The sequence below is a fragment of the Aquabacterium fontiphilum genome (genome assembly GCF_009909205.1).
Lineage (GTDB): Bacteria > Pseudomonadota > Gammaproteobacteria > Burkholderiales > Burkholderiaceae_C > Aquabacterium > Aquabacterium fontiphilum.
Window position 1 is genome coordinate 178,074 of the sequence record NZ_JAAAPN010000005.1, and the last position, 22,145, is coordinate 200,218.

24 protein-coding genes are annotated in these 22,145 nt (G+C 67.3%); 16 read left to right on the plus strand and 8 right to left on the minus strand.

The annotated features are described in order from the left end of the window. The first annotated feature begins 133 nt into the window (after window positions 1-133). The 10 genes from GTZ97_RS07590 (at window position 134) to GTZ97_RS07640 (ending at window position 10,366) form a co-directional block, all read left to right on the plus strand. Window positions 134-1,576, plus strand: coding sequence for a S41 family peptidase (locus GTZ97_RS07590; protein WP_161649981.1), 1,443 nt, complete (start codon window positions 134-136; stop codon window positions 1,574-1,576). After that, window positions 1,573-2,358 (plus strand): HesA/MoeB/ThiF family protein, encoded by a 786-nt coding sequence (locus tag GTZ97_RS07595; RefSeq protein WP_161649982.1) that lies wholly within the window; start codon window positions 1,573-1,575, stop codon window positions 2,356-2,358. Before GTZ97_RS07590 ends, GTZ97_RS07595 begins: the two co-directional genes overlap by 4 nt. 153 nt (window positions 2,359-2,511) lie before the next feature. Then, a complete protein-coding gene (locus GTZ97_RS07600; RefSeq protein WP_161649983.1) occupies window positions 2,512-3,417 on the plus strand; it encodes an LOG family protein in 906 nt (301 codons plus the stop codon). Between the two features lie 29 nt (window positions 3,418-3,446). Further along, a complete protein-coding gene (gene rocF, locus GTZ97_RS07605) occupies window positions 3,447-4,424 on the plus strand; it encodes an arginase (protein ID WP_236651077.1) in 978 nt (325 codons plus the stop codon). Window positions 4,425-4,468: 44 nt separating this feature from the next. Beyond that, a complete protein-coding gene (locus GTZ97_RS07610) occupies window positions 4,469-5,740 on the plus strand; it encodes a patatin-like phospholipase family protein (protein WP_161649984.1) in 1,272 nt (423 codons plus the stop codon). A 55-nt stretch (window positions 5,741-5,795) separates the two neighbouring features. Then, a complete protein-coding gene (gene rplU, locus GTZ97_RS07615; RefSeq protein WP_161650071.1) occupies window positions 5,796-6,107 on the plus strand; it encodes a 50S ribosomal protein L21 in 312 nt (103 codons plus the stop codon). Between the two features lie 31 nt (window positions 6,108-6,138). Then, window positions 6,139-6,396, plus strand: coding sequence for a 50S ribosomal protein L27 (gene rpmA, locus GTZ97_RS07620; RefSeq protein ID WP_161649985.1), 258 nt, complete (start codon window positions 6,139-6,141; stop codon window positions 6,394-6,396). Window positions 6,397-6,517: 121 nt separating this feature from the next. Continuing rightward, window positions 6,518-8,008: an Obg family GTPase CgtA gene (cgtA, locus tag GTZ97_RS07625; protein WP_201748201.1), complete on the plus strand. Its 1,491-nt coding sequence runs from the start codon at window positions 6,518-6,520 to the stop codon at window positions 8,006-8,008. Further along, window positions 8,005-9,138, plus strand: coding sequence for a glutamate 5-kinase (gene proB, locus GTZ97_RS07635; RefSeq protein ID WP_161649986.1), 1,134 nt, complete (start codon window positions 8,005-8,007; stop codon window positions 9,136-9,138). The genes cgtA and proB overlap by 4 nt, the downstream gene beginning before the upstream one ends. Window positions 9,139-9,298: 160 nt before the next feature. Then, complete coding sequence (locus GTZ97_RS07640; protein WP_161649987.1) at window positions 9,299-10,366, plus strand: putative solute-binding protein; 1,068 nt, start codon at window positions 9,299-9,301, stop codon at window positions 10,364-10,366. Between the two features lie 47 nt (window positions 10,367-10,413). Here the strand turns inward: GTZ97_RS07640 and GTZ97_RS07645 are convergent, their stop codons facing one another. Next, entirely contained in the window at window positions 10,414-11,004 is a 591-nt protein-coding gene (locus GTZ97_RS07645; RefSeq protein ID WP_161649988.1) for an RNA pyrophosphohydrolase, read from the minus strand. A gap of 104 nt (window positions 11,005-11,108) precedes the next feature. Between GTZ97_RS07645 and GTZ97_RS07650 the strand changes: the two genes are divergently transcribed. Together GTZ97_RS07650 and GTZ97_RS07655 are read left to right on the plus strand one after the other, a co-directional pair. Continuing rightward, window positions 11,109-12,884: a proline--tRNA ligase gene (locus GTZ97_RS07650; protein WP_161649989.1), complete on the plus strand. Its 1,776-nt coding sequence runs from the start codon at window positions 11,109-11,111 to the stop codon at window positions 12,882-12,884. A 36-nt stretch (window positions 12,885-12,920) separates the two neighbouring features. Then, window positions 12,921-13,595, plus strand: coding sequence for a lytic transglycosylase domain-containing protein (locus tag GTZ97_RS07655; RefSeq protein WP_161650072.1), 675 nt, complete (start codon window positions 12,921-12,923; stop codon window positions 13,593-13,595). Window positions 13,596-13,626: 31 nt separating this feature from the next. Here the strand turns inward: GTZ97_RS07655 and GTZ97_RS07660 are convergent, their stop codons facing one another. From GTZ97_RS07660 to hemA, 7 genes are all read right to left on the minus strand, one after another. After that, window positions 13,627-13,986 carry a c-type cytochrome gene (locus GTZ97_RS07660; protein WP_236651078.1) on the minus strand — a complete coding sequence of 120 codons (360 nt, stop codon included), beginning with the start codon at window positions 13,984-13,986 and terminating at the stop codon, window positions 13,627-13,629. A gap of 172 nt (window positions 13,987-14,158) precedes the next feature. Next, window positions 14,159-14,731: a UbiX family flavin prenyltransferase gene (locus GTZ97_RS07665; protein WP_161649991.1), complete on the minus strand. Its 573-nt coding sequence runs from the start codon at window positions 14,729-14,731 to the stop codon at window positions 14,159-14,161. A 7-nt stretch (window positions 14,732-14,738) separates the two neighbouring features. Beyond that, window positions 14,739-15,056, minus strand: a complete 318-nt coding sequence (grxD, locus tag GTZ97_RS07670; protein ID WP_161649992.1) for a Grx4 family monothiol glutaredoxin — start codon at window positions 15,054-15,056, stop codon at window positions 14,739-14,741. Window positions 15,057-15,174: 118 nt separating this feature from the next. Further along, window positions 15,175-15,891, minus strand: a complete 717-nt coding sequence (locus GTZ97_RS07675) for a hypothetical protein (RefSeq protein WP_161649993.1) — start codon at window positions 15,889-15,891, stop codon at window positions 15,175-15,177. 99 nt (window positions 15,892-15,990) lie between these two features. Continuing rightward, window positions 15,991-16,851, minus strand: a complete 861-nt coding sequence (gene prmC / locus GTZ97_RS07680; protein WP_330863575.1) for a peptide chain release factor N(5)-glutamine methyltransferase — start codon at window positions 16,849-16,851, stop codon at window positions 15,991-15,993. Further along, complete coding sequence (gene prfA / locus GTZ97_RS07685; RefSeq protein WP_161650074.1) at window positions 16,844-17,956, minus strand: peptide chain release factor 1; 1,113 nt, start codon at window positions 17,954-17,956, stop codon at window positions 16,844-16,846. Before prfA ends, prmC begins: the two co-directional genes overlap by 8 nt. A gap of 8 nt (window positions 17,957-17,964) precedes the next feature. Beyond that, window positions 17,965-19,284 carry a glutamyl-tRNA reductase gene (gene hemA / locus GTZ97_RS07690; protein ID WP_161649994.1) on the minus strand — a complete coding sequence of 440 codons (1,320 nt, stop codon included), beginning with the start codon at window positions 19,282-19,284 and terminating at the stop codon, window positions 17,965-17,967. A gap of 46 nt (window positions 19,285-19,330) precedes the next feature. Here hemA and GTZ97_RS07695 point away from each other — a divergent pair, with 46 nt between their 5' ends. The 4 genes from GTZ97_RS07695 to bioA are packed head-to-tail and all read left to right on the plus strand — an operon-like array spanning window position 19,331 to window position 22,102. Next, window positions 19,331-19,609, plus strand: coding sequence for a hypothetical protein (locus GTZ97_RS07695; RefSeq protein WP_161649995.1), 279 nt, complete (start codon window positions 19,331-19,333; stop codon window positions 19,607-19,609). 11 nt (window positions 19,610-19,620) lie between these two features. Further along, complete coding sequence (gene queE / locus GTZ97_RS07700; protein WP_161649996.1) at window positions 19,621-20,283, plus strand: 7-carboxy-7-deazaguanine synthase; 663 nt, start codon at window positions 19,621-19,623, stop codon at window positions 20,281-20,283. Window positions 20,284-20,324: 41 nt separating this feature from the next. Next, entirely contained in the window at window positions 20,325-20,696 is a 372-nt protein-coding gene (locus GTZ97_RS07705) for a 6-carboxytetrahydropterin synthase (protein WP_161649997.1), read from the plus strand. Window positions 20,697-20,701: 5 nt separating this feature from the next. Further along, a complete protein-coding gene (gene bioA / locus GTZ97_RS07710) occupies window positions 20,702-22,102 on the plus strand; it encodes an adenosylmethionine--8-amino-7-oxononanoate transaminase (protein WP_161649998.1) in 1,401 nt (466 codons plus the stop codon). Window positions 22,103-22,145 lie beyond the last annotated feature (43 nt).

Here is a 22,145-nt window from a genome sequence, read left to right on the forward strand (position 1 = left end):
CAAGGGCCATTCACACCGGCATCTCTGCCGGATCTCCTGGCAGGTGCCGCCTATACTGCGTGGGCGGTGCGTGTGACCTGGAACCAAGTGGCCGGCAAACGCATCCAAGTCCCATCACAGGCGAAGAGATGCCATGACGTCCAGAATCAAAGTTGCAGGCTGGGTGGCGCTGGGCGCGCTGGCCGGCGCCCTGACCACCATGCAGTTCGGCGCCACCGCGCGCAGTTCGGTGGCGCCGCTGCCACTGGAAGAGATGCAGCAGCTGGCGGCGGTCTTCGGCATGATCAAGACCGACTATGTCGAGCCTGTCGACGAGAAGAAGCTCATTCGGGACGCCATCGGCGGCATGGTGTCGGGGCTGGACCCGCACTCCGTCTACTTCGACCAGAAGAGCTTCAAGGAATTCCGCGAAGGCACCACCGGCAAGTTCGTCGGCGTGGGCATCGAGATCGGCATGGAGGACGGTCTGGTCAAGATCGTCTCGCCCATCGAAGGCTCACCGGCCTTCCGGGCCGGCCTCAAAAGCGGCGACCTCATCACCAAGATCGACGACACCTTCGTCAAGGGCTTGACCATGGACCAGGCCGTCAAGCGCATGCGCGGCGAGCCCAACACCAAGGTGGTGTTGAACATTTTCCGCAAGTCCGAGAACCGCACCTTCCCTGTGACCATCGTGCGCGAGGAGATCCGTGTGCAGTCGGTGCGCGGCCGGATCATCGAGCCGGGCTACGGCTGGATTCGCGTCTCGCAGTTTCAGGATCGGACGGTCGAGGACTTCGTCAACAAGGTTGAGGCGCTGTACAAGGAAGACCCCAAGCTGAAGGGCCTCGTGCTGGATCTGCGCAATGACCCGGGTGGCCTGCTCGAGGGGGCCGTGGCACTGTCGGCGGCCTTCCTGCCCAAGGATGTGGTGGTGGTCAGCACCAACGGCCAGTTGCCCGAATCCCGCCAAACCTTCAAGGCCTCACCGGACGACTACCTGCGTCGCCCGGGCCGGGATCCACTGGCGCGCCTGCCTGCTGCCATCAAGACCGTGCCGCTGGTGGTACTGGTCAACGAGGGCTCGGCCTCGGCATCGGAAATCGTCTCGGGCGCGCTGCAGGATCACAAGCGCGCCACCATCATGGGCTCGCAGACCTTTGGCAAGGGCTCGGTGCAGACCGTGCGCCAGCTGACGGCCGACACCGCGTTGAAGATCACCACGGCGCGTTACTACACGCCCAGCGGCCAAGCCATCCAGGCGCGCGGCATCGTGCCCGACGTGATGCTGGACGAAACCGCCGAAGGCAACCTGTATGGTGCGCTGCGCATGCGGGAAGCCGATCTCGAGAAGCACATTACCAATGGGCAGAAGGCCGAAGAGAAGGATCCTGCGCGCGAGAAGGCGCGCGAAGAGGCGCTCAAGCGGCTAGAAGAAGCGGCCAAGACCCGCAATGAACCGCCCAAGCCGCTGCCCGAGTTTGGCAGCGCCGAGGACTTCCAGTTGCGTCAGGCACTCAACCAGCTGCAAGGCAAGCCGGTTCAGGTGTCCAAGACGCTGGCCGAGCGCAAGCCCGAAGAGGCGCCGAGCGAGTGAGCGGGCCCGAGGGCACCCTCGACGACGCGCAGCAGCTGCGCTATAGCCGCCACTTGCTGCTGGGCGAATGGTCTGACGCCGTCCAGCAGCGGCTCGCCGGCGCCCATGCGCTGGTCGTCGGCGCAGGCGGGCTGGGCGCCCCCGCACTGATGTATCTTGCAGCCGCTGGCGTTGGCCGGCTCACGGTCATCGACCCCGATGAGGTGGAGCTCAGCAACCTGCAGCGGCAGGTGCTGCACCGTACCGACACCATCGGTCACAGCAAGGTGGCGTCGGCCGAGGCCGGGCTGGCGGCACTCAACCCCCATGTGCAGGTGCATGCCGTGCATCGCGCGGCCGACGCCGACTGGCTGGAGGCCGCATTGCCGGGCTGCCACATCGTGTTGGACTGCACCGACCGCTTTGCCATCCGTCAGACCATCAACCGTGTGGCCTGGCGCGCCGGTGTGCCGGTGGTCAGTGCCTCCGCCGTGGGTTGGGATGCACAGCTCACGCTGTTCGACCCGGCCCAGGCGGACAGCCCCTGTTACGCCTGCCTGTTTCCGCCCGACGCCCCGCCCGCGGAAACCCGTTGCGCCCTGATGGGGGTGTTTGCCCCATTGGTGGGCACGCTGGGCGTGATGCAGGCAGGTGAGGCCATCAAACACCTGGCTGGCCTGCACGCGCACTCGGGCCACCGCAGTCTGGCCGGTCGGCTGATGATGCTCGACGGCCGCGAATGGCGCTGGACGGAGCTGCGCGCCCGACCGTCGCCGCGCTGTCCGGTGTGCGCGCCACGCTGAGCTGAGGCGCACTCAGGCAGGGCCCGGCGGCCGGGCTTGACGCGATCACGCAACTTCGCCCGCCTCCCGAGGGCTGTTTGGTGCTTCAGCGCAGAAGCTGTGGCGCATACTGGAATCCAGGCCCGACTGGCGGGCCACTGGAACAGCCCTGCCATGAACCATCCCAAGGAACTGCTCGAGAGGAACTTTCCCACTGCGGGTCAGGACGCGCGCATCGCCAGCAAACCGTCCCTGTACGGCGGGCCCGACAGCAGCTATGAGCTGGCCTTCACCGACACCGATTTCCTGCTCCACCCCGATCTGCGGCCGGTGCGCATGCAACTCGAGCTGCTCAAGCCCGAGATGGTTCAACGCGAGGAGGGGATCGAGTCAACCATCGTGGTCTTTGGCAGTGCCCGTATCCTGCCAGCCGAACAGGCGCAAGCCCGGTTGGCGGCTGCCCAGGCGCTGCCCGATGGCGACGAGCGGGATCTGGCTGTGCGGCGCGCCCAGCGCCAGCTCGACATGGCGCGCTTCTACGAAGAGGCTCGCGCCTTCTCGGCCCTGGTCACCGAGCACTCGGCCCAGCTCGACAACCCCATCTATGTGGTCACCGGGGGTGGTCCGGGCATCATGGAAGCCGGCAATCGCGGCGCCTTCGAGGTAGGTGGCAAGAGCATCGGCCTGAACATCGTGCTGCCTCACGAGCAGGAGCCCAACCCCTACATCACGCCGCGTCTGTGCTTCCAGTTCCACTACTTCGCCTTGCGCAAGATGCACTTCTTGATGCGCTCGGTGGCGCTGGTGTGCTTCCCTGGTGGCTTCGGCACGCTCGATGAGCTGTTCGAAACCCTCACGCTGATTCAGACCGGCAAGTGCCGCCGTCGCCCGGTGCTGCTGTTCGGGCGTGACTTCTGGAGCAAGCTGATCAACTTTGACCACCTCGTCGACACGGGCATGATCAGCCCGGAAGACGTCAATCTGTTCCACTATGTCGAGACGGCCGACGAGGCCTGGGCCACACTGCAGAAGGTCTATGGCCTCGGGCAGCCGGACCCCGACCACGCCTGCGGCTGGTGACCGGCCACTGTCCGTCCTGATCCTGTGCCATGTCCACCGTCCTGTCCATGCCCGATGAGTTGCCCGCGCGCCGGGTCGCGCTGATCGGCGCGCCGACCGACCTCGGCGCCAGCATGCGCGGCGCCTCGCTCGGGCCGGACGCCTTGCGCGTGGCCCACCTCGGCGAAGCACTGACCCGGCTGGGGCATACGGTTCATGACCGAGGCAACCTGCACGGCCCGCCCAACCCGGAAGCCCTGGCCGTGGCCGGACACCGCCATCTCAATGAGTGTGTGGCCTGGAACCAGGCGGTGTTCCATGCCGTGGCCCAGGCGCTGCATCGGGGTGAACTGCCCATCACGCTGGGCGGTGACCACAGTCTGGCCATCGGCGCCATCGGCGCGGTGGCGGCCCATTGCCGCGAGCAGGGCAAGCGGCTTCGGGTCCTCTGGCTCGATGCCCACGCTGATTTCAATACCTCGGACATCACGCCCAGCGGCAATGTGCATGGCATGCCCGTGGCCGTGCTGTGCGGCCACGGCGCGGCCGAGTTGCGGCGCGTCGCCGGCGGTTGGGGGCCGGGCGTCCACGACGGCCCGCCTGCACTGAGCCCCGACGCTTTCCGGCTGGTCGGCGTGCGCAGCGTCGACCCACTCGAGCGCCAGTTTGTGCACACCCAGGGGCTGGATGTGTTCGACATGCGCTTCATCGACGAATACGGCATGCGCGACACCATGCAGCAGGCGCTGCTGGGGGTGGATGCCGACACGCACCTGCATGTGAGCTTCGACGTCGATTTCCTCGACCCCGACATCGCCCCCGGTGTGGGCACGCCGGTGCGCGGCGGCCCCACCTACCGCGAGGCCCAGCTGTGTATGGAAATGCTGGCCGACACCGGATGTGTGGGCTCGGTGGACGTGGTCGAACTCAACCCGGCGCGCGACATTCAGAACCGCAGCGCCGAGTGTGTCGTCGAGATGCTGGAAAGCCTGTTCGGCAAATCGACCCTGATGCGGCCGCGCACGTGAAGCGTGCGGCTCAATTCCGCCAGGCGGGATGCCGATAACCACGCATGAGCCCTGCACCCAAAACCGCACTGATTCTCACCGGAGGTGGCGCGCGCGCTGCCTATCAGGTGGGCGTGCTGCAGGCGCTGCAGACGATCCGGCGCGACAGCGGTGACCGGCGGCGGGGCAACCCGTTCCCCATCGTGTGCGGCACCTCGGCCGGCGCCATCAACGGCATGGCTCTGGCGTGCCAGGCTGATCGCTACGAACTGGCGCTGCGCACGATGATCGAGATCTGGCGTCACCTGCGTGCTGAGCAGGTGTTCCGGGCTGATTCCTTCGGGGTCATCCGCACCGGCGCCAAGTGGCTGACGCTGTTTTCGGCGGGCTGGGCGCTGGCGCGGTGGCGCAAGGCGCGGCCTCGCTCGCTGCTGGACAATGAGCCTCTGCACGACCTGCTGCCCCAGGTGCTGCAGATGGACCGCCTGCCCGAGCTGCTGGCCAGCGGCCACCTGGAGTCGGTGGCCGTCACAGCCTCCAGTTACAGCACGGGCGAACACGTCACCTTCTACGACAGCGCCCGCCCGGTGGCGCCGTGGGCCCGCTCGCAGCGCATCAGCATGCATGCGCCCTTGACCGTCGAGCACTTGATGGCCTCGTCCGCCATTCCCTTCATGTTCCCGGCGGTGCCGTTGGAGGTGGGCGGCCAGCGTCAGTACTTCGGCGATGGCTCCATGCGCCAGACGGCGCCGATCTCGCCGGCCATCCACCTGGGCGCCGACCGCATCCTGGTCATCGGTGCCGGCCGACTGCATGAGCCGCCCGAGGCCCGTCACCCTCTGCCGGAATACCCCAATCTGGCGCAGGTGGCCGGCCACGCGATGTCCAGCATCTTCCTGGACGCGCTGGCCGTGGACATCGAGCGCCTGCGCCGGGTGAACCACACGCTCAGCCTGTTGAGTCCGGAGCAGCGTGCCCAGACGGACCTTCGGCCGGTGGACGTGCTGGTGATCGCGCCCAGTCAGCGCATCGACGACATCGCGGCCCGTCACCTCTGGGCGCTGCCGCCGGCCGTGCGGGCCATGCTGCGCGCGGTGGGTGTGTATGGCAGCGGTGCAAACGCGCGGGGGGCGGCGCTGGCTTCCTACCTGCTGTTCGAGTCGTCGTTCACCCGCGAGCTCATCCACCTGGGCTACAGCGACACCCTGGCCAAGCGCGAGGACGTGCTGCGCTTTTTCGCCTGGGGGCCGGGTGCGACCGAGGATGCGCCGACAGGCAGCAGCACAGGCAGCAGCGGTCAGGTTTTGACTTCTTCCAGCGACGCGTGCTACAGTTGAGGGCTTCGCTCGAAAGGGCGGGGTTTTCTTTTGTCCTTAAATGGAAGGTCTCAACATGTACGCGGTCATAAAAACCGGTGGCAAGCAATACAAGGTTGCTGCTGGCGAAAAGATCAAAGTAGAACAGATTGCTGCGGACGTTGGCCAAGAGATCGTGATCGACCAGGTTCTGGCTGTTGGTAACGGCGGCGAACTGAAGGTGGGCACGCCCTTGGTGGCTGGCGCAACCGTGAAGGCAACTGTGGTGTCCCACGGTCGTCACGACAAGGTCCGCATCTTCAAGATGCGTCGTCGTAAGCACTATCAAAAGCGCCAAGGTCACCGTCAGAACTACACCGAGCTGCAAATCGGCTCTGTGAACGCCTGATTCCAACCCTTAGCCCACCAGGAGTAGCTCCATGGCACAGAAAAAAGGCGGCGGTTCCACGCGGAACGGCCGCGACTCCCAACCCAAGATGCTGGGTGTGAAGGTCTACGGCGGCCAAGTGATCCCCGCAGGCTCGATCATCGTCCGTCAACGTGGCACCCGTTTCCACGCTGGCCCGAACGTCGGCACCGGCCGCGATCACACCCTGTTCGCGCTGGTCGACGGCACCGTGTCCTTCACCGTCAAGGGTTCGCTGAACCGCAAGACGGTCGTCGTGACCCCGGTCTGAGCCCACACGCTCGACGGCTGCCCCTCAGGCCTGGCTTGAGGGCGGCCCCGGGGCTGCGCCCCGATCCCAAGCCCTGGCTCGCCGGGGCTTTTGTGTTTTTCTCCACAAGGACTCCAGCCCCATGAAATTCGTCGACGAAGCCACCATCGATGTGGCAGCAGGCAATGGCGGCAGCGGTTGCATCAGCTTCCGTCGCGAGAAGTTCATTCCCTTCGGCGGCCCCAATGGCGGCGACGGCGGACGGGGCGGGCATGTCTACGTGGAAGCCGACCGCAACATCAACACCCTGATCGATTACCGCTACAAGCGCCGCTACGAGGCGCGCAACGGCGAGCAGGGGCGCGGGGCGGACCAGTTCGGCGCTGCCGGCGAAGACGTTGTGCTGCGCATGCCGGTAGGCACCATCATCCGCAACTTTGAGACCGACGAAGTGATGATGGAGTTGCTGGAGCATGGCGAGCGGCGCCTGCTGGCCAAAGGCGGCGACGGCGGCTTTGGCAACCTGCATTACAAGACCAGCACCAACCGTGCTCCGCGCAAGAAGACGCTGGGCTGGCCGGGCCAGGCCTACAAGCTCAAGCTGGAGCTGCGCGTGCTGGCCGACGTGGGGCTGCTGGGCATGCCCAACGCCGGCAAGTCGACGCTGATTGCCGCGATCTCGAACGCACGGCCCAAGATTGCCGACTACCCCTTCACCACGCTGCATCCCAACCTGGGCGTCGTGCGTGTGGGCCCCGAGAAGAGCTTCGTGGTGGCCGACATTCCGGGCCTGATCGAGGGTGCTTCCGAAGGCGCTGGCCTCGGTCATGTGTTCCTGCGCCACCTGCAGCGCACCCGCGTGCTGCTGCATGTGGTGGACCTGGCGCCGTTCGACGAAGGTGTCGACCCGGTGCAGCAGGCGCGCGCGATCGTCAACGAGCTGAAGATCTACGACGAGGCGCTTTACAACAAGCCGCGCTGGCTGGTGCTCAACAAGCTGGACATGATCCCGGAAGAAGAGCGCGTGGCCAAGGTGCTGGATTTTGTGCGCCGCTATGGCTGGAAGGGCCCGGTGTTCCAGATCTCGGCGCTGACCCGCCAGGGCTGCGAGCAGCTGGTGCAGACCATCTACCAGCACGTGGCGGCGATGCAGGAGCACCATAAGGAAGCCGACGTGCGCTTCGACGGCCCGCCGCTGCCCATGGCCAGCGACCTGCTGGCTCAGGCCGGCCTGGCCTACGACGATGACCTGGGTGGGCTGGTCAAACCCAAGGCCGCTGCGAAGAAGGTGTCTGCCAAGAAGGCGCCTGCCAAGAAGGTGGCCGCCAAGAAGGTTGCGGTGAAGAAGCCCGCCGCGAAGAAGGCGCCTGCAGATAAGGCGCCTGCGGAGAAGCCGGCCACCCAGAAGGCGGCTGTCAAGAACGCCCCTGCAAAGAACGCCCCTGCAAAGAAGGCCCCCGCGAAGAAGGCCCCCGCAAAGAAATCACCGGCGAAGAAGGCCGCGGCCAAGAAGGCGGCAGCCCCCGTCGCGCCGGCCAAGAAAGCGCCCGCGAAGAAGGTCGCGGCGAAGAAGGTCGCGGCGAAGAAGGCCGCAGCCAAGCCAACCGTCGCCAAGAGCAGCTCCCGCGCATGAACGAGATCCTCAAGCAGGCCCGCCGCATCGTCGTGAAGGTGGGCTCCAGCCTGGTCACGAACGAAGGCAAGGGCGTGGACGCCGAGGCCATCGGCACCTGGTGCCGTCAGATGGCGGCGCTGGCTGCCGACGGGCGCGAGGTCATCATGGTGTCCAGTGGCGCCATCGCCGAAGGCATGAAGCGCCTGGGGTGGGCCACCCGCCCCAAAGAGATCCACGAGCTGCAAGCCGCGGCCGCAGTGGGTCAGATGGGCCTGGCTCAGATGTATGAAAGCAAGTTGCGCGAGCACGGCATGGGCAGCGCCCAGGTGCTGCTCACGCATGCGGATCTGGCCGACCGCGAGCGCTATCTCAATGCGCGCTCGACCTTGCTGACGCTGTTATCACACAAGGTCGTGCCGGTCATCAACGAGAACGACACGGTGGTCACCGACGAGATCAAGTTCGGCGACAACGACACCCTGGGCGCGCTGGTGGCCAATCTGGTCGAGGCCGACGCGCTGGTGATCCTCACCGACCAGAAGGGCCTGTACAGCGCCGATCCGCGCAAGGACCCGGCTGCGCGCTTCATCGACGTGTGCACAGCGGGCGACCCGGCGCTGGAGCAGATGGCCGGCGGGGCCGGTTCGCGTGTGGGCACGGGCGGCATGATCACCAAGGTGCTGGCGGCCAAGCGTGCGGCGCGCAGCGGCGCGTCCACCGTGATTGCCTGGGGGCGGGAGCCCGACGTGCTGGTGCGCCTGAGTCAGGGTGAGGCCATCGGCTCGCTGTTCGTGGCGGCCACCGCCAAGCTGGCCGCGCGCAAGCAGTGGATGGCCGATCACCTGCAACTGCGGGGGGCAGTGGTCATTGACGACGGGGCAGTGGGCAAACTGCGCGACGAAGGTAAAAGTTTGTTGCCCATCGGCATGGTCGAGGTCATCGGTGAGTTCCATCGGGGTGATGTCATCGCCGTGCAGGATCAGCGCGGCCGCGACATCGCGCGCGGGCTGGCCAACTACGCCAGCAGCGAAGCCCGACTGCTGACCCGCAAGCCCTCTAGCGAGATCGAGGCCATTCTGGGCTTTGCCAACGAGCAGGAAATGATTCACCGCGACAACCTGGTACTGGCTGACCGCTCGGCCGAGTGACTGGCAAGCGTTGTGCCCGCCGATCCGATTCACGTTGCGGTCATCTGTTGCGCCCCCCCGGAGTAGGGGTCCTAGGGTTCCCCCTGTCCTGATGGCACTGGCGGAGTACGTTAAAAAGGCAGGCCGTCATCTGACGTGCTCTGTTTTCAAGGATCGCCCGATGCCCCAACTCCGTTACCCTCGTTTCGCTGCCCGTTCAGCGCTGGCCACCCTCGCGGTGGCTGCTTCGGCCACCTTGCTGTCAGTCTCGGCTCAGGCCAAAACCACCATCTGCGTGTGGGACATCGCCGGCCGTACCGGCGATGTGTTTGCCACCGCCACCGACTACGTGCTGGCCATGCAGAAGGAAGGTGTCGACATGCAGCTCAAGGTGCACGTCGATGAGCGCGTCGCCGTGGAGGACTACCGTGCCGGTCAGTGCGACGGCGTCATCGCCACCTCCTTCCGCACGCGTCCGTTCAACGAGATCGCCGGCTCGATCGACAGCATTGGTTCGACCACCATTGTTCGCAACGGCAAGGCCGATACCGAGGCCAGCTACGAAGTGTTGCGCCGCGTCATCCAGGTGTTCGCCTCGCCTCAAGCCGCCAAGCTGATGGTCAACGGCAACCACGAGGTGGCTGGCATCTTCCCGCTGGGTGCGGCTTACCCGATGGTGCGCGACCGCCGCATCAACTCGGTCGAGGCCCTGGCCGGCAAGAAAATCGCTGCCTTTGACTACGACAAGGCCCAGGCGCTGATGATCCAGCGCATCGGTGCCCAGCCGGTGTCGGTGGACGTGACCAACATTGGCCCGCGTTTCAACAACGGCATGGTCGACATGGTCACGCTGCCTGCCGTGGCTTACCAGCCGCTGGAGCTGCACAAGGGCATGGGCACGACGGGTGGCATCGGGCGTCTGCCCATCATGGTGCCGACCGTGCAGATGATCATCAACCGGACCAAGTTCCCCGAAGGCTTCGGCGAGAAGTCGCGCCAGTTCTGGCTGTCGCAGTACGACCGCGCGCTCAACCTTGTGCGCACGGCCGAGCGTGCCATCCCGGCCAACATGTGGCAGGACCTGCCGCCCGAAGTGCTGCCCAAGTACCTCGTGATGCTGCGTGAATCGCGCATCGCCATCGCACGCCAGGGCATGTACGACAAGACGACGCTCAACATCGTCAAGCGTGCGCGTTGCAGCGTGAACCCGGGTGACGCCGAGTGCGCCACCCCGCGCGAGATCGAGTAAGGTCTGAGCCGCCGGCGCCCTGGGGCGCCGGCCTCACGGTGCCGGGCTCATGCGGCGCGGTCTGCCTCGTCCGGGTCGAGACCCGCTTCGAGCGGACGGCTCAGGTCCCGGGAAGACGGTGCGCCGCGCAGGTGACCGCGCAGGTAACGGCTACCCTGGGCAGAGGGGCGCGGCAGAAAGCGCGCCAGTTCTGACAGGGCCATCTGGTAGACCTGACGCTTGAACTCGATGACGGTTTCAAGCGGGACCCAGTACTCATGCCACCGCCAGGCGTCGAACTCGGGGTGGTTGGTCGCCCGCAGGTTCATGTCGCAGTCACGCGCCGTGAGTTGGAGCAGGAACCAGATCTGTTTCTGGCCTTTGTAATGGCCCCGTGCGTCCTTGCGGATGAAGTGTGAGGGCACCTCGTAGCGGAGCCAGTCGCGGGTGCGTGCGATGATGCGCACCTGGTCGGGGCGCAGCCCCACCTCTTCGTGGAGTTCGCGGTACATCGCCTGCTCGGGCGACTCACCATGCTTGATGCCCCCTTGCGGGAACTGCCAGGAATGGGTGCGAATGCGTTTGCCCCAGAAAACCTGGTTCCGGTGGTTGAGCAGGATGATGCCGACGTTGGGGCGAAACCCTTCCCGGTCGAGCATAATCAACTCCGAATCTTTCAACTGGTTTCATTATTGCACCCCTGAGCCGAAACGCCTAGTGCAGGTGTCAAGGCCTCATTCAGGCGGTGCGCTTTTTTTGCCCCATGAAAGCCTCTCACTTCTTCATTTCCACCCTCAAGGAAGCCCCGTCCGACGCCGAGATCGTCAGCCACAAGCTCATGATGCGCGCCGGCCTGATCAAGAAGCTGGGGGCCGGGCTGTATACCTACATGCCCATGGGCCTGCGGGTGATCCGCAAGGTTGAAGGCATCATCCGTGATGAGATGAATGGCGCCGGCGCCGTCGAGCTGACCATGCCGGTCGTGCAGCCCGCCGAGCTTTGGCAGGAGACCGGCCGCTTCGACAAGATGGGCGACGAGTTGCTGCGCTTCAAGGACCGCCACGAGCGCGATTTCGTGATCCAGCCCACGGCCGAAGAGGTGGTCACAGACATCGCCCGGCAGGAGCTGCGCAGCTACCGCGCGCTGCCCAAGAACCTGTATCAGATCCAGACCAAGTTCCGCGACGAGCGCCGCCCGCGTTTCGGTGTGATGCGTGGCCGCGAGTTCACGATGAAGGATGCCTACTCCTTCGACCGCGATGTGGAGAGCGCAGGCAAGAGCTACGACGGCATGTTCGCCGCCTACTGCCGCATCTTCGACCGCTTGGGCCTGCAGTACCGCGCCGTGGCCGCCGACACCGGTGCCATCGGCGGCGACCGCTCGCACGAGTTCCAGGTGATTGCTGACACGGGCGAAGACGCCATCGTCTACTGCCCGACCAGCACCTACGCGGCCAACATCGAGCTGGCCGAGGCCGTGGCCCTGCTGCCCACCCGTGGCGCGGCCACCCAGGCCCTGGAAAAGGTGGCCACGCCAGGCAAGAGCACCTGCCCGGATGTCGCTGCGCTGTTGGGCCTGCCGCTGAGTCAGACGGTCAAGTCGCTCGTGCTGGCCACCGATGAGACGAACGAGGCAGGCGAGGTCGTCAAGAGCACGATCTGGCTGCTGCTGGTGCGTGGCGACCATGACCTCAACGAAGTCAAGGCCGGCAAGATCGAACTGACCGACGGTGCGGGCAAGACCATGGGGCTCAAGGCGGGCTTCCGCTTTGCGACCGAGAAGGAAATCGTCGCGCACTTCGGCTGCAAGCCCGGCTACCTGGGACCGATCGGGCTGAAGCAGCCGGTGAAGGTGATCGCCGACCGCACCGTGGCCCACATGGCCGACTGGGTATGCGGCGCCAACGAAGAGGGTTTCCACATCCGCGGCGTGAACTGGGGCCGCGACCTGCCCGAGCCTGACCTGGTGGCCGACATCCGCAATGTGGTGGAAGGCGACCCGTCGCCCGATGGCCAGGGCGTGCTGGCCATCCAGCGCGGCATCGAGGTGGGCCATGTGTTCTACCTGGGCACCAAGTACTCCAAGGCCATGAACGCGACCTTCCTGGACGTGGACGGCAAACCCAAGCACTTCGAGATGGGCTGCTACGGCATCGGCGTCACGCGCATCCTGGGCGCCGCCATTGAGCAAAAGCACGACGAGCGCGGCATCATCTGGCCCGATGCCATCGCGCCTTTCACGGTGGTGATCTGCCCCGTGGGCTATGACCGGTCCGAAGCCGTCAAGGCCGCAGCCGATGAGCTGCACGCGCAGTTGCTGGCCAAGGGTGTGGACGTGATCCTGGACGACCGCGGCGAGCGCCCGGGCGCCATGTTCGCCGACTGGGAGCTGATTGGTGTGCCGCACCGCGTGGTGTTCGGCGACAAGGGCCTGAAGGACGGCGTGGCCGAGTACCAGGGTCGCCAGGATGCCGAAGCGACCAAGCTGCCCGTGAACGAAGTCCTGAACCACCTCCTGTCTCGGCTGCAGATCGGGTGATCGCGCGGGGCGGCAATGCGTTAAGGTTCGGACATGATGTGGCAGGTGTTCAGGAAGAAGGCGTGGGTGGCATGGCGCGTGGCGGGTGGAGCCGGGATGGCCGGTCTGCTGCTGGCTGCCTCGTCGGCCTGGGCCGGCCGCCAGTTGGAGGAGCCGTTGGCCGACTCGGTGCGCACCGCGCTGTCGGCCGCGGTGGGCCGCAGCGAGCCCCGGCTGGTGTTTGCCGATGCCGGCCAGAAGCGCCAGTGCGAGCAATGGGCCCAGGCGCTCGAGGCCAAGCTGCTCAAGCGCAAACCGGATGAACTGGTGCGGCGCGAGTTCCTGCTGACGGTGTGCTACGAGGCCCGCCGCGCCGGTCTGGAGCCCAGCCTGGTCATGGGACTGATCCAGGTGGAAAGCGGTTTCCGCAAGTACGCGATCTCGTCCGTGGGGGCGCGGGGCTACATGCAGGTGATGCCGTTCTGGTCGCGCCTGATCGGCAATGGCGACCCAGCCAGCCTCTTTCACATGCAGACCAACCTGCGTTTTGGCTGTGTGATCCTGCGCCACTATCTCGACATCGAGCGCGGCAACCTCTTCATGGCCTTGGGGCGCTACAACGGCAGTCGGGGCAAGGCCACCTACCCCGACATGGTGACAGCGGCCTGGCGGCAGTGGCGGGTGGCCGAGCCCACCCAGGTGGCGCAGGGCGCAGCGCCCACTCAGCCCTGAGGGCGGTGCGCTTCAGACCACACCGCCTGTTTCACCGCAGCGTGCGCAAGTAGGCGATCAGGTCGGCACGGTCGCGTGCCTCGGGCACGCTGAACTCCATTTGCTGCCATGTGACGAAGGCGTCCGGGTCGGCCAGCCAAAGGTCGAGCGTGCGGGCGTTCCATCGGAAGCTGGCCCGCTTGAGGCCGGTCGAGTAGTCGTACCCTGGCGCGCGCCCGGCCAGTCGCCCGAACACGCCGCGGTGGGCCGGGCCGATGCCGTGGGTATCCAAGTCGTGGCAGCGGGTGCACCAGGCTTGGTACAAGGCCTGCCCCCTCGCCACGCTGGCGGTGTAGGCCGGGCCTGCATGCGGCGTCCCCGCTGGCTTGCCATACGCGGCTGCGCCCGGCAAGCCGCACAGCGCAGCGGCCCAAAGGAAGGTGCCCCCGGAGAGGCAGCGAACAGAATGGAAGAGACAACTGAACATCACGCACCCACTACGGGGTATGGTGCCCCGTTGGATGCGCTGAATTTAGACAAATGACGCCATTGACGCGGCCAAGCCCGCGTCAATGAGCACTGTGTCACAAGCCATGCCACTGCTGCGGCTGGGCCTGGCCCACGCCGACGAGCTGCAGGACCCGTTCCACGGTGTCGAGCACCAGGGCCTCGATGCTGTCGGGCCGGTGGTAGAAGGCCGGCAGTGGCGGGTAGATGATGCCGCCCATCTCGGTGACGGCTGTCATGTTGCGCAGGTGGGCCAGATTGAACGGCGTTTCGCGCACCATCAGCACCAGGCGGCGGCGCTCCTTGAGTGTGACGTCGGCCGCGCGGGTGAGCAGGTTGTCACCCATGCCGTGGGCCACTGAGGCCAGCGTCTTCATCGTGCAGGGCGCCACCACCATGGCATCAGTTGGAAAGCTGCCGCTGGCAATGCAGGCGCCCACGTCGCCCGGAGAGTGGGCGTGCGTGGCCAGGGCTTCGAGGGCCTGACGGTCCAGCCCGAGTTCGTGGTGAACATTGAGGATGCCGGCTGGCGTGGCCACCAGGTGGGTTTCGACGCCCAGTGCGCGCGCGCGCTCGAGCAGGCGCACGCCATACACGGCGCCGCTGGCGCCGGTGATGCCGACAATGAGGCGCCCGTGTGGACGGCTCATGTGCCGATCAACCTTGTGCGCCCAGGGTCTGTTGCAGCTCGCCAGCCTGGTACATCTCCATCATGATGTCCGAGCCACCGATGAACTCGCCATTCACATACAGCTGAGGGATGGTCGGCCAGTTGGCATATTCCTTGATGCCCTGACGGATGGCCTCGTCTTCGAGCACGTTGACGGTGACGAGGTCGTTGGCGCCACAGGCCTTGAGGATCTGCACGGCGCGGCCAGAGAAGCCGCACATTGGAAACTGTGCGGTGCCCTTCATGAAAAGGACGACGCGGTTGTTCTTGACCAGATCGTCGATGCGTTGTTGGACGTCGCTCATGGTGGGGGAGGGGAGAGAAAAATGGACAAACCCCAGGTTATACCAGTCCCCCGCCCGTCGAGCCCGCCCCAAGGCGGATGGCCCTGTCCGAAGCGGGACGTCGGACGTCCACAGCCACTCAGAAGCTGTAACGCATCGAGAACTTGAGCACCGGCGTCAGCTGCAGGCCTTCGCCGGCGCGCAGGCTGGTGCCGCCGCCGCGGGTCAGGCCGAGGTCGGCGCTGAAGTGCCAGCTGGTGTGGTCGGGGCCGGCTTCCTGGCTCAGGCGATAGCCGGCGCCTACGTAGGCGCGCAGCCCGCTGGTGCGTGCCCGGCCATCGGCTCCCGGCAGGCTCAGCCGATCCAGTTGCTGCACGCTGAGGTGCACGCCGCCCTCGGCGTCCCCGTCGCCCCACCAGGCCTGGGTCACGTCGCCGCGTACGACGCCCGCACTGGCGCGGAAGCCGCCGCCGAGTTCCAGGTCGGACAGGATGTGTAGGCTGCGCAGGCGCAGACCCTGATCGGCGGGCTGGGCCAGCACGTAGCTGTCTTTCAGCGGGTTGATGTCACGGTCCAGCGCGACACCGGCACGGCCGCTCCAGCGGCTGAGGCTCAAGCCTGTGCCACCCAGCGGGCGATCGGCCGGGGCGACAGGCTGCGCCTTGGTCGCATGCAGATGGACGGTGGCGGTGGCCAGGGAAGGCACGGTGGCCTGGGCCTGCCGCCACACATGACCCGCATGCGGTACCCATTGCGCCTGGGCCGCCCCGGCAGCGCACAACACGGCCAGGCCGGCGGCGACGCGCAGGCGGCGGGAGGTGATCAGACGGGACGAGGTGGGGGGCAGGGGGCGCATGGCTGTCTCCTTCAGGATGCAGGCCTGATGCGCATGGTAGAGACGACCGGTGCGTTTGGGGACCGGAGTTGTCAGGGTTCGTAACCGTTGTTCAAGGGTTCACACTGAGCCGGGATGCGTGGGCGACAAGCCTGGCCATTGCCCGCCTGTGCAGCGCCGGTGGCCGCCCAGGTCCAGGCGGTGTGACACTTCGTGAAAGCCCGTATCCGTCAGCAGTTGCGCCACGGCATCGGCCTGGTCCCAACCATGCTCCAGCAGCAGCCAGCCGCCGGGCTTCAGGTGGCCCGGCGCCTGCGCGACGATGGTGCGCAGGTCATCCAGGCCGTCGGGCCCGGCTGTCAGGGCCGAGCGTGGCTCATGGCGCAGCGCGGGCAAGTGCGCATCGTCTTCGGCAATGTAGGGCGGGTTGCTGACCACCAGGTCGAAGCGTTCGCCGCCGACCGGCGCAAACCACGAGCCGGCCAGCCAGCGCACGGGCAGGTTCAGCCGCGCGCCGTTGTCGGCCGCCGTTTGCAGCGCGCCGGCGCTGGCGTCCACGGCACTCACCTGGGCCCGGGCCCGGTGATGGCGGATGGCCAGCGCGATGGCGCCGCTGCCGGTGCCCAGGTCAAGCACGTCAGCTGGCGCGTCTGAGGGGAGCAATGTGAGCGCCCACTCCACCAGTGTTTCGGTGTCAGGCCGCGGGACGAGCACGTCGGGATTGACGGCCAGCGTGAGCCCGAAGAACTCCTTCTCGCCCAGCAGGTAGGCCACGGGCTCGCCTGCCGCGCGTCGGGCGATCAAGGTGGCGATGCGCTGGGCGGTGTCGCCGGGCAGCGGGTCGCGGTCGTGCGCGATCAACCAGCTGCGCGGCCGATCGAGCACCGCGCCCACCAGCAACTGGGCATCCAGGCGGTCGACGCCCAGGGCACGCGCGTGGGTGAGCGCGTCTTCCACGGTGCGAGGCAGTGCGTCAGACACCGGTGGCGGCCTCCAGCTCGGCCAACTGCTCGGCCGCCTGGGCGCCGATCAGCGCGGCCACCACGTCGTCGAGTTCGCCATCCATGATCAGCCCAAGCTTGTACAGCGTGAGGTTGATGCGGTGGTCGGTCAGCCGGCCCTGGGGGAAGTTGTAGGTGCGGATGCGGTCGGATCGGTCGCCCGTGCCGACCAGGCTCTTGCGCGTGGCGGCCTCTCTGGTCTGGCGGGCGATGCGCTCCTGATCCCGGATGCGGGCGGCGAGCACGGCCAGGGCCTTGGCCTTGTTGCGATGCTGGCTGCGGTCGTCCTGGCATTCGGCCACGATGCCGGTGGGCAAGTGGGTGATGCGCACGGCCGAATCGGTCTTGTTGATGTGCTGGCCGCCGGCGCCGCTGGCGCGGAAGGTGTCGATGCGCAGGTCGGCCGGGTTGATCTGGACGTCTTCGGCCTCGTCGGGCTCGGGCAGCACGGCGACCGTGCAGGCGCTGGTGTGGATGCGCCCCTGCGATTCCGTGGCCGGCACCCGTTGCACGCGGTGGCCGCCCGATTCGAACTTGAGCTTGCCGTAGACGTTGGCCGCCGGGCTGTCTCCTTCGAGGCGCAGCACCAGTTCCTTGTAGCCGCCCAGGTCGGACGGGTTGGCCGACAGCACCTCGCAGCGCCAGCCCTGGCGCTCGGCGTAGCGGGTGTACATGCGCGCCAGGTCGCCGGCAAACAAGGCGGATTCTTCGCCACCCGTTCCGGCGCGGATCTCAAGGAACGCGTTGCGACTGTCGTCCGGATCCTTGGGCAGCAAGGCGGTCTGCAGCTCGGTGTCCAGGCGGGCCAGTTCGGCCTCGGCCTCGTTCACCTCGTCTTCGGCCATGGCGCGCAGTTCGGCGTCGTCGCCTGCGTCGCGCAGCAGCTCGCGCGCGGTGGCGAGGTCACGCTGGCGCTGGTCGTGACGGCGAGCCAGGCCGCAGACGTGGCTGACCTCGGCGTGCTCGCGCGACAGGGCGCGGTAACGCCGGTTGTCGGCGGCCACAGTCGGATCGGCCAGAGCGGCGTCGAGCTCTTGCAGGCGGTGGCCCAGGCGGTCGATCGAGGCGGCCAGTGACGGGGGCAGCCCCGTGCTCACGCGCCGTCTCCGCGCTTGCCGCGGGGCGTGGCGGGATTGACCTCGCCGCGCAAGAAGAGGCGCGCCAATGAGGCCGCCACCTCGGGGCGGTGACGGGCGTCGGCGCTGTGCAACTCGGCCAGCGCGCCGTGCAGCATTTTCTGCGTCAGCCCACGCGAGAGGGCGTCGAGCACGGCTTCGACGTCTTCGCCCTTGGCCAGCAGCTTGCGGGCGCGCGCGATCTCGGCGGCGCGCCAGGCGTCGGCCTGCTGGTGCAGGGCCTGGATCAGCGGCACGGTGGTGCGCTCGTCCAGCCAGTGCACAAAGCCCTGTACGCCGGTTTCGATGATGGCCTCGGCCTGGGCCACGGCGGCCTGGCGGCGTTCGCCAGCCGTCTGCACCATGGCCGACAGGTCGTCGACGGTGTAGAGGTAGACGTCGTCGAGCTCGGCCACCTCAGGCTCGATGTCGCGGGGCACGGCCAGGTCGACCATGAAGATGGGGCGGCGCTTGCGGGCCTTGATGGCGCGCTCGACGGCGCCCAGGCCGATGATGGGCAGCGAGCTGGCGGTGCACGACACCACGATGTCGAACTCGTGCAGGCGGTCAGGCAGTTCCGCCAGGCGCATGGCCTGGGCACCGAGGTGGGTGGCGAGCTTCTCACCGCGCTCAAGTGTGCGGTTGGCCACGGCCATGGCGCGGGGCGTGCGCGCGGCGAAGTGGGTGGCGCTCAGCTCGATCATTTCACCGGCGCCCACGAACAGCACCTTGGTGTGGCGCAGGTCTTCAAACAGCTGGCCGGCCAGGCGCACGGCGGCGGCGGCCATGCTGATGGAATGCGCGCCGATCTCGGTCGAGGTGCGCACCTCCTTGGCTACGGCGAAGCTGCGCTGGAAGAGCTGGTGCAGCGTGGTGCCGAGCGTGCCGGCCGAATCGGCCTCGCGCACGGCCTGCTTCATCTGGCCCAGGATCTGCGGCTCGCCCAGCACCATGGAATCCAGCCCGCTGGCGACGCGGAAGGCGTGGCGCGCCGCGTGGCCGCCTTCGTGAACGTAGGTGTGTCGCATGAGCTCGTCGTGGCTGACATGGCCAATCTGGCTGAGCCAGTCGACGGCGGCGCGCTGCAGCTCGCGGGCGGGGCCACCCAGGCCGCCGAGGGCGCAGTACAGCTCGGTGCGGTTGCAGGTCGACAGCAGGGCCACTTCGGCGTGCGGCAGGCGCAAACGCTCGTGCAGGCCCCTCAGCGCAGGGGCCAGTTGATCCACGGCGAACGCAAAGCGGCCGCGCAGGTCAACCGCAGCGGTCGTGTGGTTCAGGCCGAGGGTCAGGACACTCATGGGGCGAGATTATAAAATCCGGGGTTTTCCCCCGCAGAAAGCAGCCGTGGGTTTTCTGGATCTGCTGAACCATCTGGTGAATTTTGTCCTGCCGGCGCTGGCCATGGCGGTGCTGGTGCCCTCGCTGGCGCGGCTGGTCTGGTGGCGGCTGCTCAAGCCTGTGGCTTGGTGGCTGCAGGTTCGATTGGCCGCAGCCGTGAACCTGGCCGTCTGGGTGGCGGGGCTGGCGCTGTTGGGACGCGACGGGGCGATGTACAGCTACGCGGCTCTGGTGGTCGCGTCGGCGCTGACCGTCTGGTGGACGGGCCTGCGCGGCAAGGCCTGAATGGAATCGGCATGACCTACAGCGTCAAGGAAATCTTCTACACCCTGCAAGGCGAGGGCACGCATGCCGGTCGCCCGGCCGTGTTCTGCCGTTTTGCCGGCTGCAACCTGTGGAGCGGCCGCGAGGCCGACCGGGCCTCGGCCACCTGCCGCTTCTGCGACACCGATTTCGTCGGCACCGATGGCATGGGCGGCGGCAAGTTCGAGCAGGCCCAGGCCCTGGCCGAGCGCATCGCCGCGTTCTGGCCAACGACCGAAGCCGGCGGCCAGGGGCGGCGCTTCGTCGTGCTGACGGGTGGCGAGCCGCTGCTGCAGGTCGACGAGCCGCTGATCGATGCGCTGCATGCGCAGGGCTTCGAGATCGCGGTCGAGACCAATGGCACGGTGGCCGCGCCGGCGGGGCTGGACTGGATCTGCGTGAGCCCCAAGGCGGGTGCACCGCTGGTGCAGCGCAGCGGTCACGAGCTGAAGGTGGTGGTGCCGCAGGCGGGGTTCACCGCGCTGGAGCTGTCTGCTTTCGAGCAGATGGATTTCCGCCAATGGCGGGTGCAGCCCATGGACAGCGCCGATCCGGCCGCCCGCCAGGCGGCGACCGACTGGGCCATCCAGTGGTGCCTGGACCATCCACGCTGGATGCTCAGCGTGCAGACACACAAGAACCTGGGCATACGCTGAGCGCCCGGACCGTGGGCGCACCGCGCCCCTGAGGAAGCACCATGTTTGAACTGAGCCAGACCTTTACGTTCGATGCCGCGCACACGCTCAAGCGCCAGGTCTCGCCTGAAGAAGCGGCGGGCAGCCGCCGCATCCACGGCCACACCTACACGGCGGAGGTCATCGTGGCGGGCGACCGCCAGCCCGACTCGGGCATGGTCGTGGACCTGGCCGTGTTGCGCGAGGTGATTGCCGGCATCCGCAGCCAGCTGGATCACCACTTCCTGGACGAGGTGGCCGGCCTGGGCGCCCCCACGCTGGAGAACCTGTGCGTGTTCATCTACGCGCAGGCCCGCCAGGCACTGCCGCAGGTGGCGGCCGTGTCGGTCTCGCGTGCGGCCGGCGACCGCTGCACCTACCGGCCCCGGGCCTGAGCACGATGGCGGCGAACTGGTCCGCGCGCAGCCGCCAGGCTGTCTGGCATCCGTGCACGCAGATGAAGCGGCACGAGACTGTGCCCCCGCGCGCCATCGTGGCCGCCGAGGGCCCGTGGCTGATCGATGACCAGGGCCACCGCATCCTCGATGCGGTGAGTTCGTGGTGGGTCAACCTGTTCGGCCACAACTTCGCGCCGATCCGCGAGGCCATCACCGACCAGATCGGTCGGGTGGACCACATCATGCTGGCCGGCCTCACGCACCCGCCGGTGGTCGAGCTGTCCGAGCGGCTGGGGGCGCTGACGGGCCTGGGCCACGCCTTCTACGCCAGTGACGGCGCCAGTGCCACCGAGATCGCGCTGAAGATGAGTGCCCACAGCTGGCGCAACCGCGGCCGGCCGGGCAAGAGCCGGTTCATCGGCTTGCAGGGTGGCTACCACGGCGAAACGGTGGGCGCGCTGTCGGTGACCGACATCCCGCTGTTTCGCGAGGCGTATGCGCCGCTGTTGCGGCTGAGTGCCACGCTGCCGTCGCCCGATCCGCGCCAGGCCGCGCCAGGCGTGTCGGCCGAGGCCCACCTGCAGCAGGCCATCGCCGCACTCGAAGCCCATCTGGCCGAACACCACGCGTCGATCGCCGCCCTCATCCTCGAGCCCTTGGTGCAGGGCGCGGCGGGCATGGCGATGTATGACCCTGCCTACCTGGTGGCCGTGCGCGCGCTGTGCGACCGCTACGAGGTGCACTGGATTGCCGACGAGATCGCAGTGGGCTTTGGCCGCACCGGCACGCTGTTCGCGCATCAGCAGGCCGTGCAGCCCGATGGCCACCCCGTGCGGCCCGACTTCATCTGCCTGAGCAAGGGGCTGACGGGTGGCGTGCTGCCGCTGTCGGTCGTGCTGACCACCGATGCGGTCTACCAGGCCTTCTGGGATGACCGTGTGGCCCATGGCTTTCTGCATTCGCACTCCTACACCGGCAACCCGCTGGCCTGCCGCGCGGCGCTGGCAGTGCTGGACACGTTTGATGCACGCGATGCGGACGGCCTGGACGTGCTGGCGCGCAACCGCGTGGCGGCGGCGCGCTTTGGCGAGCTGGTCGCGCCGCTGACGGCGCACCCGCGCGTGAAAGCCGCCCGCCACATCGGCATGATCTGGGCCTGGGACATCGACACCGATGACCCGCTGTTTGCGGCCCGCTACCACCAGGCTGCGCTGGACGCGGGGCTGCTGCTGCGCCCGATTGGCCACACGCTGTACACGATGCCGCCTTATGTGTTGAGCGAGGCCGATCAGCGGCATCTGGCGCAGGGCATGCTGGCGGTGCTGGACCAGGTGCTCGCGCAGGCGCCGCAGATGTCCGCCCCGAGCCAAGCCGGCGGCGACACCGGCTTGCGCATGGCCTGAGCTTGAGGCGTTGTGCCGTTGCCCCGACTTGATGTTGACCTGA

Coding starts and splice junctions, on each gene's coding strand:
- GTZ97_RS07590 (WP_161649981.1), top strand. CDS start 134: ATGACGTCCAGAATCAAAGTTGCAGGCTGGGTGGCGCTGGGCGCGCTG.
- GTZ97_RS07600 (WP_161649983.1), top strand. CDS start 2,512: ATGAACCATCCCAAGGAACTGCTCGAGAGGAACTTTCCCACTGCGGGT.
- rocF (WP_236651077.1), top strand. CDS start 3,447: ATGTCCACCGTCCTGTCCATGCCCGATGAGTTGCCCGCGCGCCGGGTC.
- GTZ97_RS07610 (WP_161649984.1), top strand. CDS start 4,469: ATGAGCCCTGCACCCAAAACCGCACTGATTCTCACCGGAGGTGGCGCG.
- rplU (WP_161650071.1), top strand. CDS start 5,796: ATGTACGCGGTCATAAAAACCGGTGGCAAGCAATACAAGGTTGCTGCT.
- rpmA (WP_161649985.1), top strand. CDS start 6,139: ATGGCACAGAAAAAAGGCGGCGGTTCCACGCGGAACGGCCGCGACTCC.
- cgtA (WP_201748201.1), top strand. CDS start 6,518: ATGAAATTCGTCGACGAAGCCACCATCGATGTGGCAGCAGGCAATGGC.
- proB (WP_161649986.1), top strand. CDS start 8,005: ATGAACGAGATCCTCAAGCAGGCCCGCCGCATCGTCGTGAAGGTGGGC.
- GTZ97_RS07640 (WP_161649987.1), top strand. CDS start 9,299: ATGCCCCAACTCCGTTACCCTCGTTTCGCTGCCCGTTCAGCGCTGGCC.
- GTZ97_RS07645 (WP_161649988.1), bottom strand. CDS start 11,004: ATGCTCGACCGGGAAGGGTTTCGCCCCAACGTCGGCATCATCCTGCTC.
- GTZ97_RS07650 (WP_161649989.1), top strand. CDS start 11,109: ATGAAAGCCTCTCACTTCTTCATTTCCACCCTCAAGGAAGCCCCGTCC.
- GTZ97_RS07655 (WP_161650072.1), top strand. CDS start 12,921: ATGTGGCAGGTGTTCAGGAAGAAGGCGTGGGTGGCATGGCGCGTGGCG.
- GTZ97_RS07665 (WP_161649991.1), bottom strand. CDS start 14,731: ATGAGCCGTCCACACGGGCGCCTCATTGTCGGCATCACCGGCGCCAGC.
- grxD (WP_161649992.1), bottom strand. CDS start 15,056: ATGAGCGACGTCCAACAACGCATCGACGATCTGGTCAAGAACAACCGC.
- GTZ97_RS07675 (WP_161649993.1), bottom strand. CDS start 15,891: ATGCGCCCCCTGCCCCCCACCTCGTCCCGTCTGATCACCTCCCGCCGC.
- hemA (WP_161649994.1), bottom strand. CDS start 19,284: ATGAGTGTCCTGACCCTCGGCCTGAACCACACGACCGCTGCGGTTGAC.
- queE (WP_161649996.1), top strand. CDS start 19,621: ATGACCTACAGCGTCAAGGAAATCTTCTACACCCTGCAAGGCGAGGGC.
- GTZ97_RS07705 (WP_161649997.1), top strand. CDS start 20,325: ATGTTTGAACTGAGCCAGACCTTTACGTTCGATGCCGCGCACACGCTC.
- bioA (WP_161649998.1), top strand. CDS start 20,702: ATGGCGGCGAACTGGTCCGCGCGCAGCCGCCAGGCTGTCTGGCATCCG.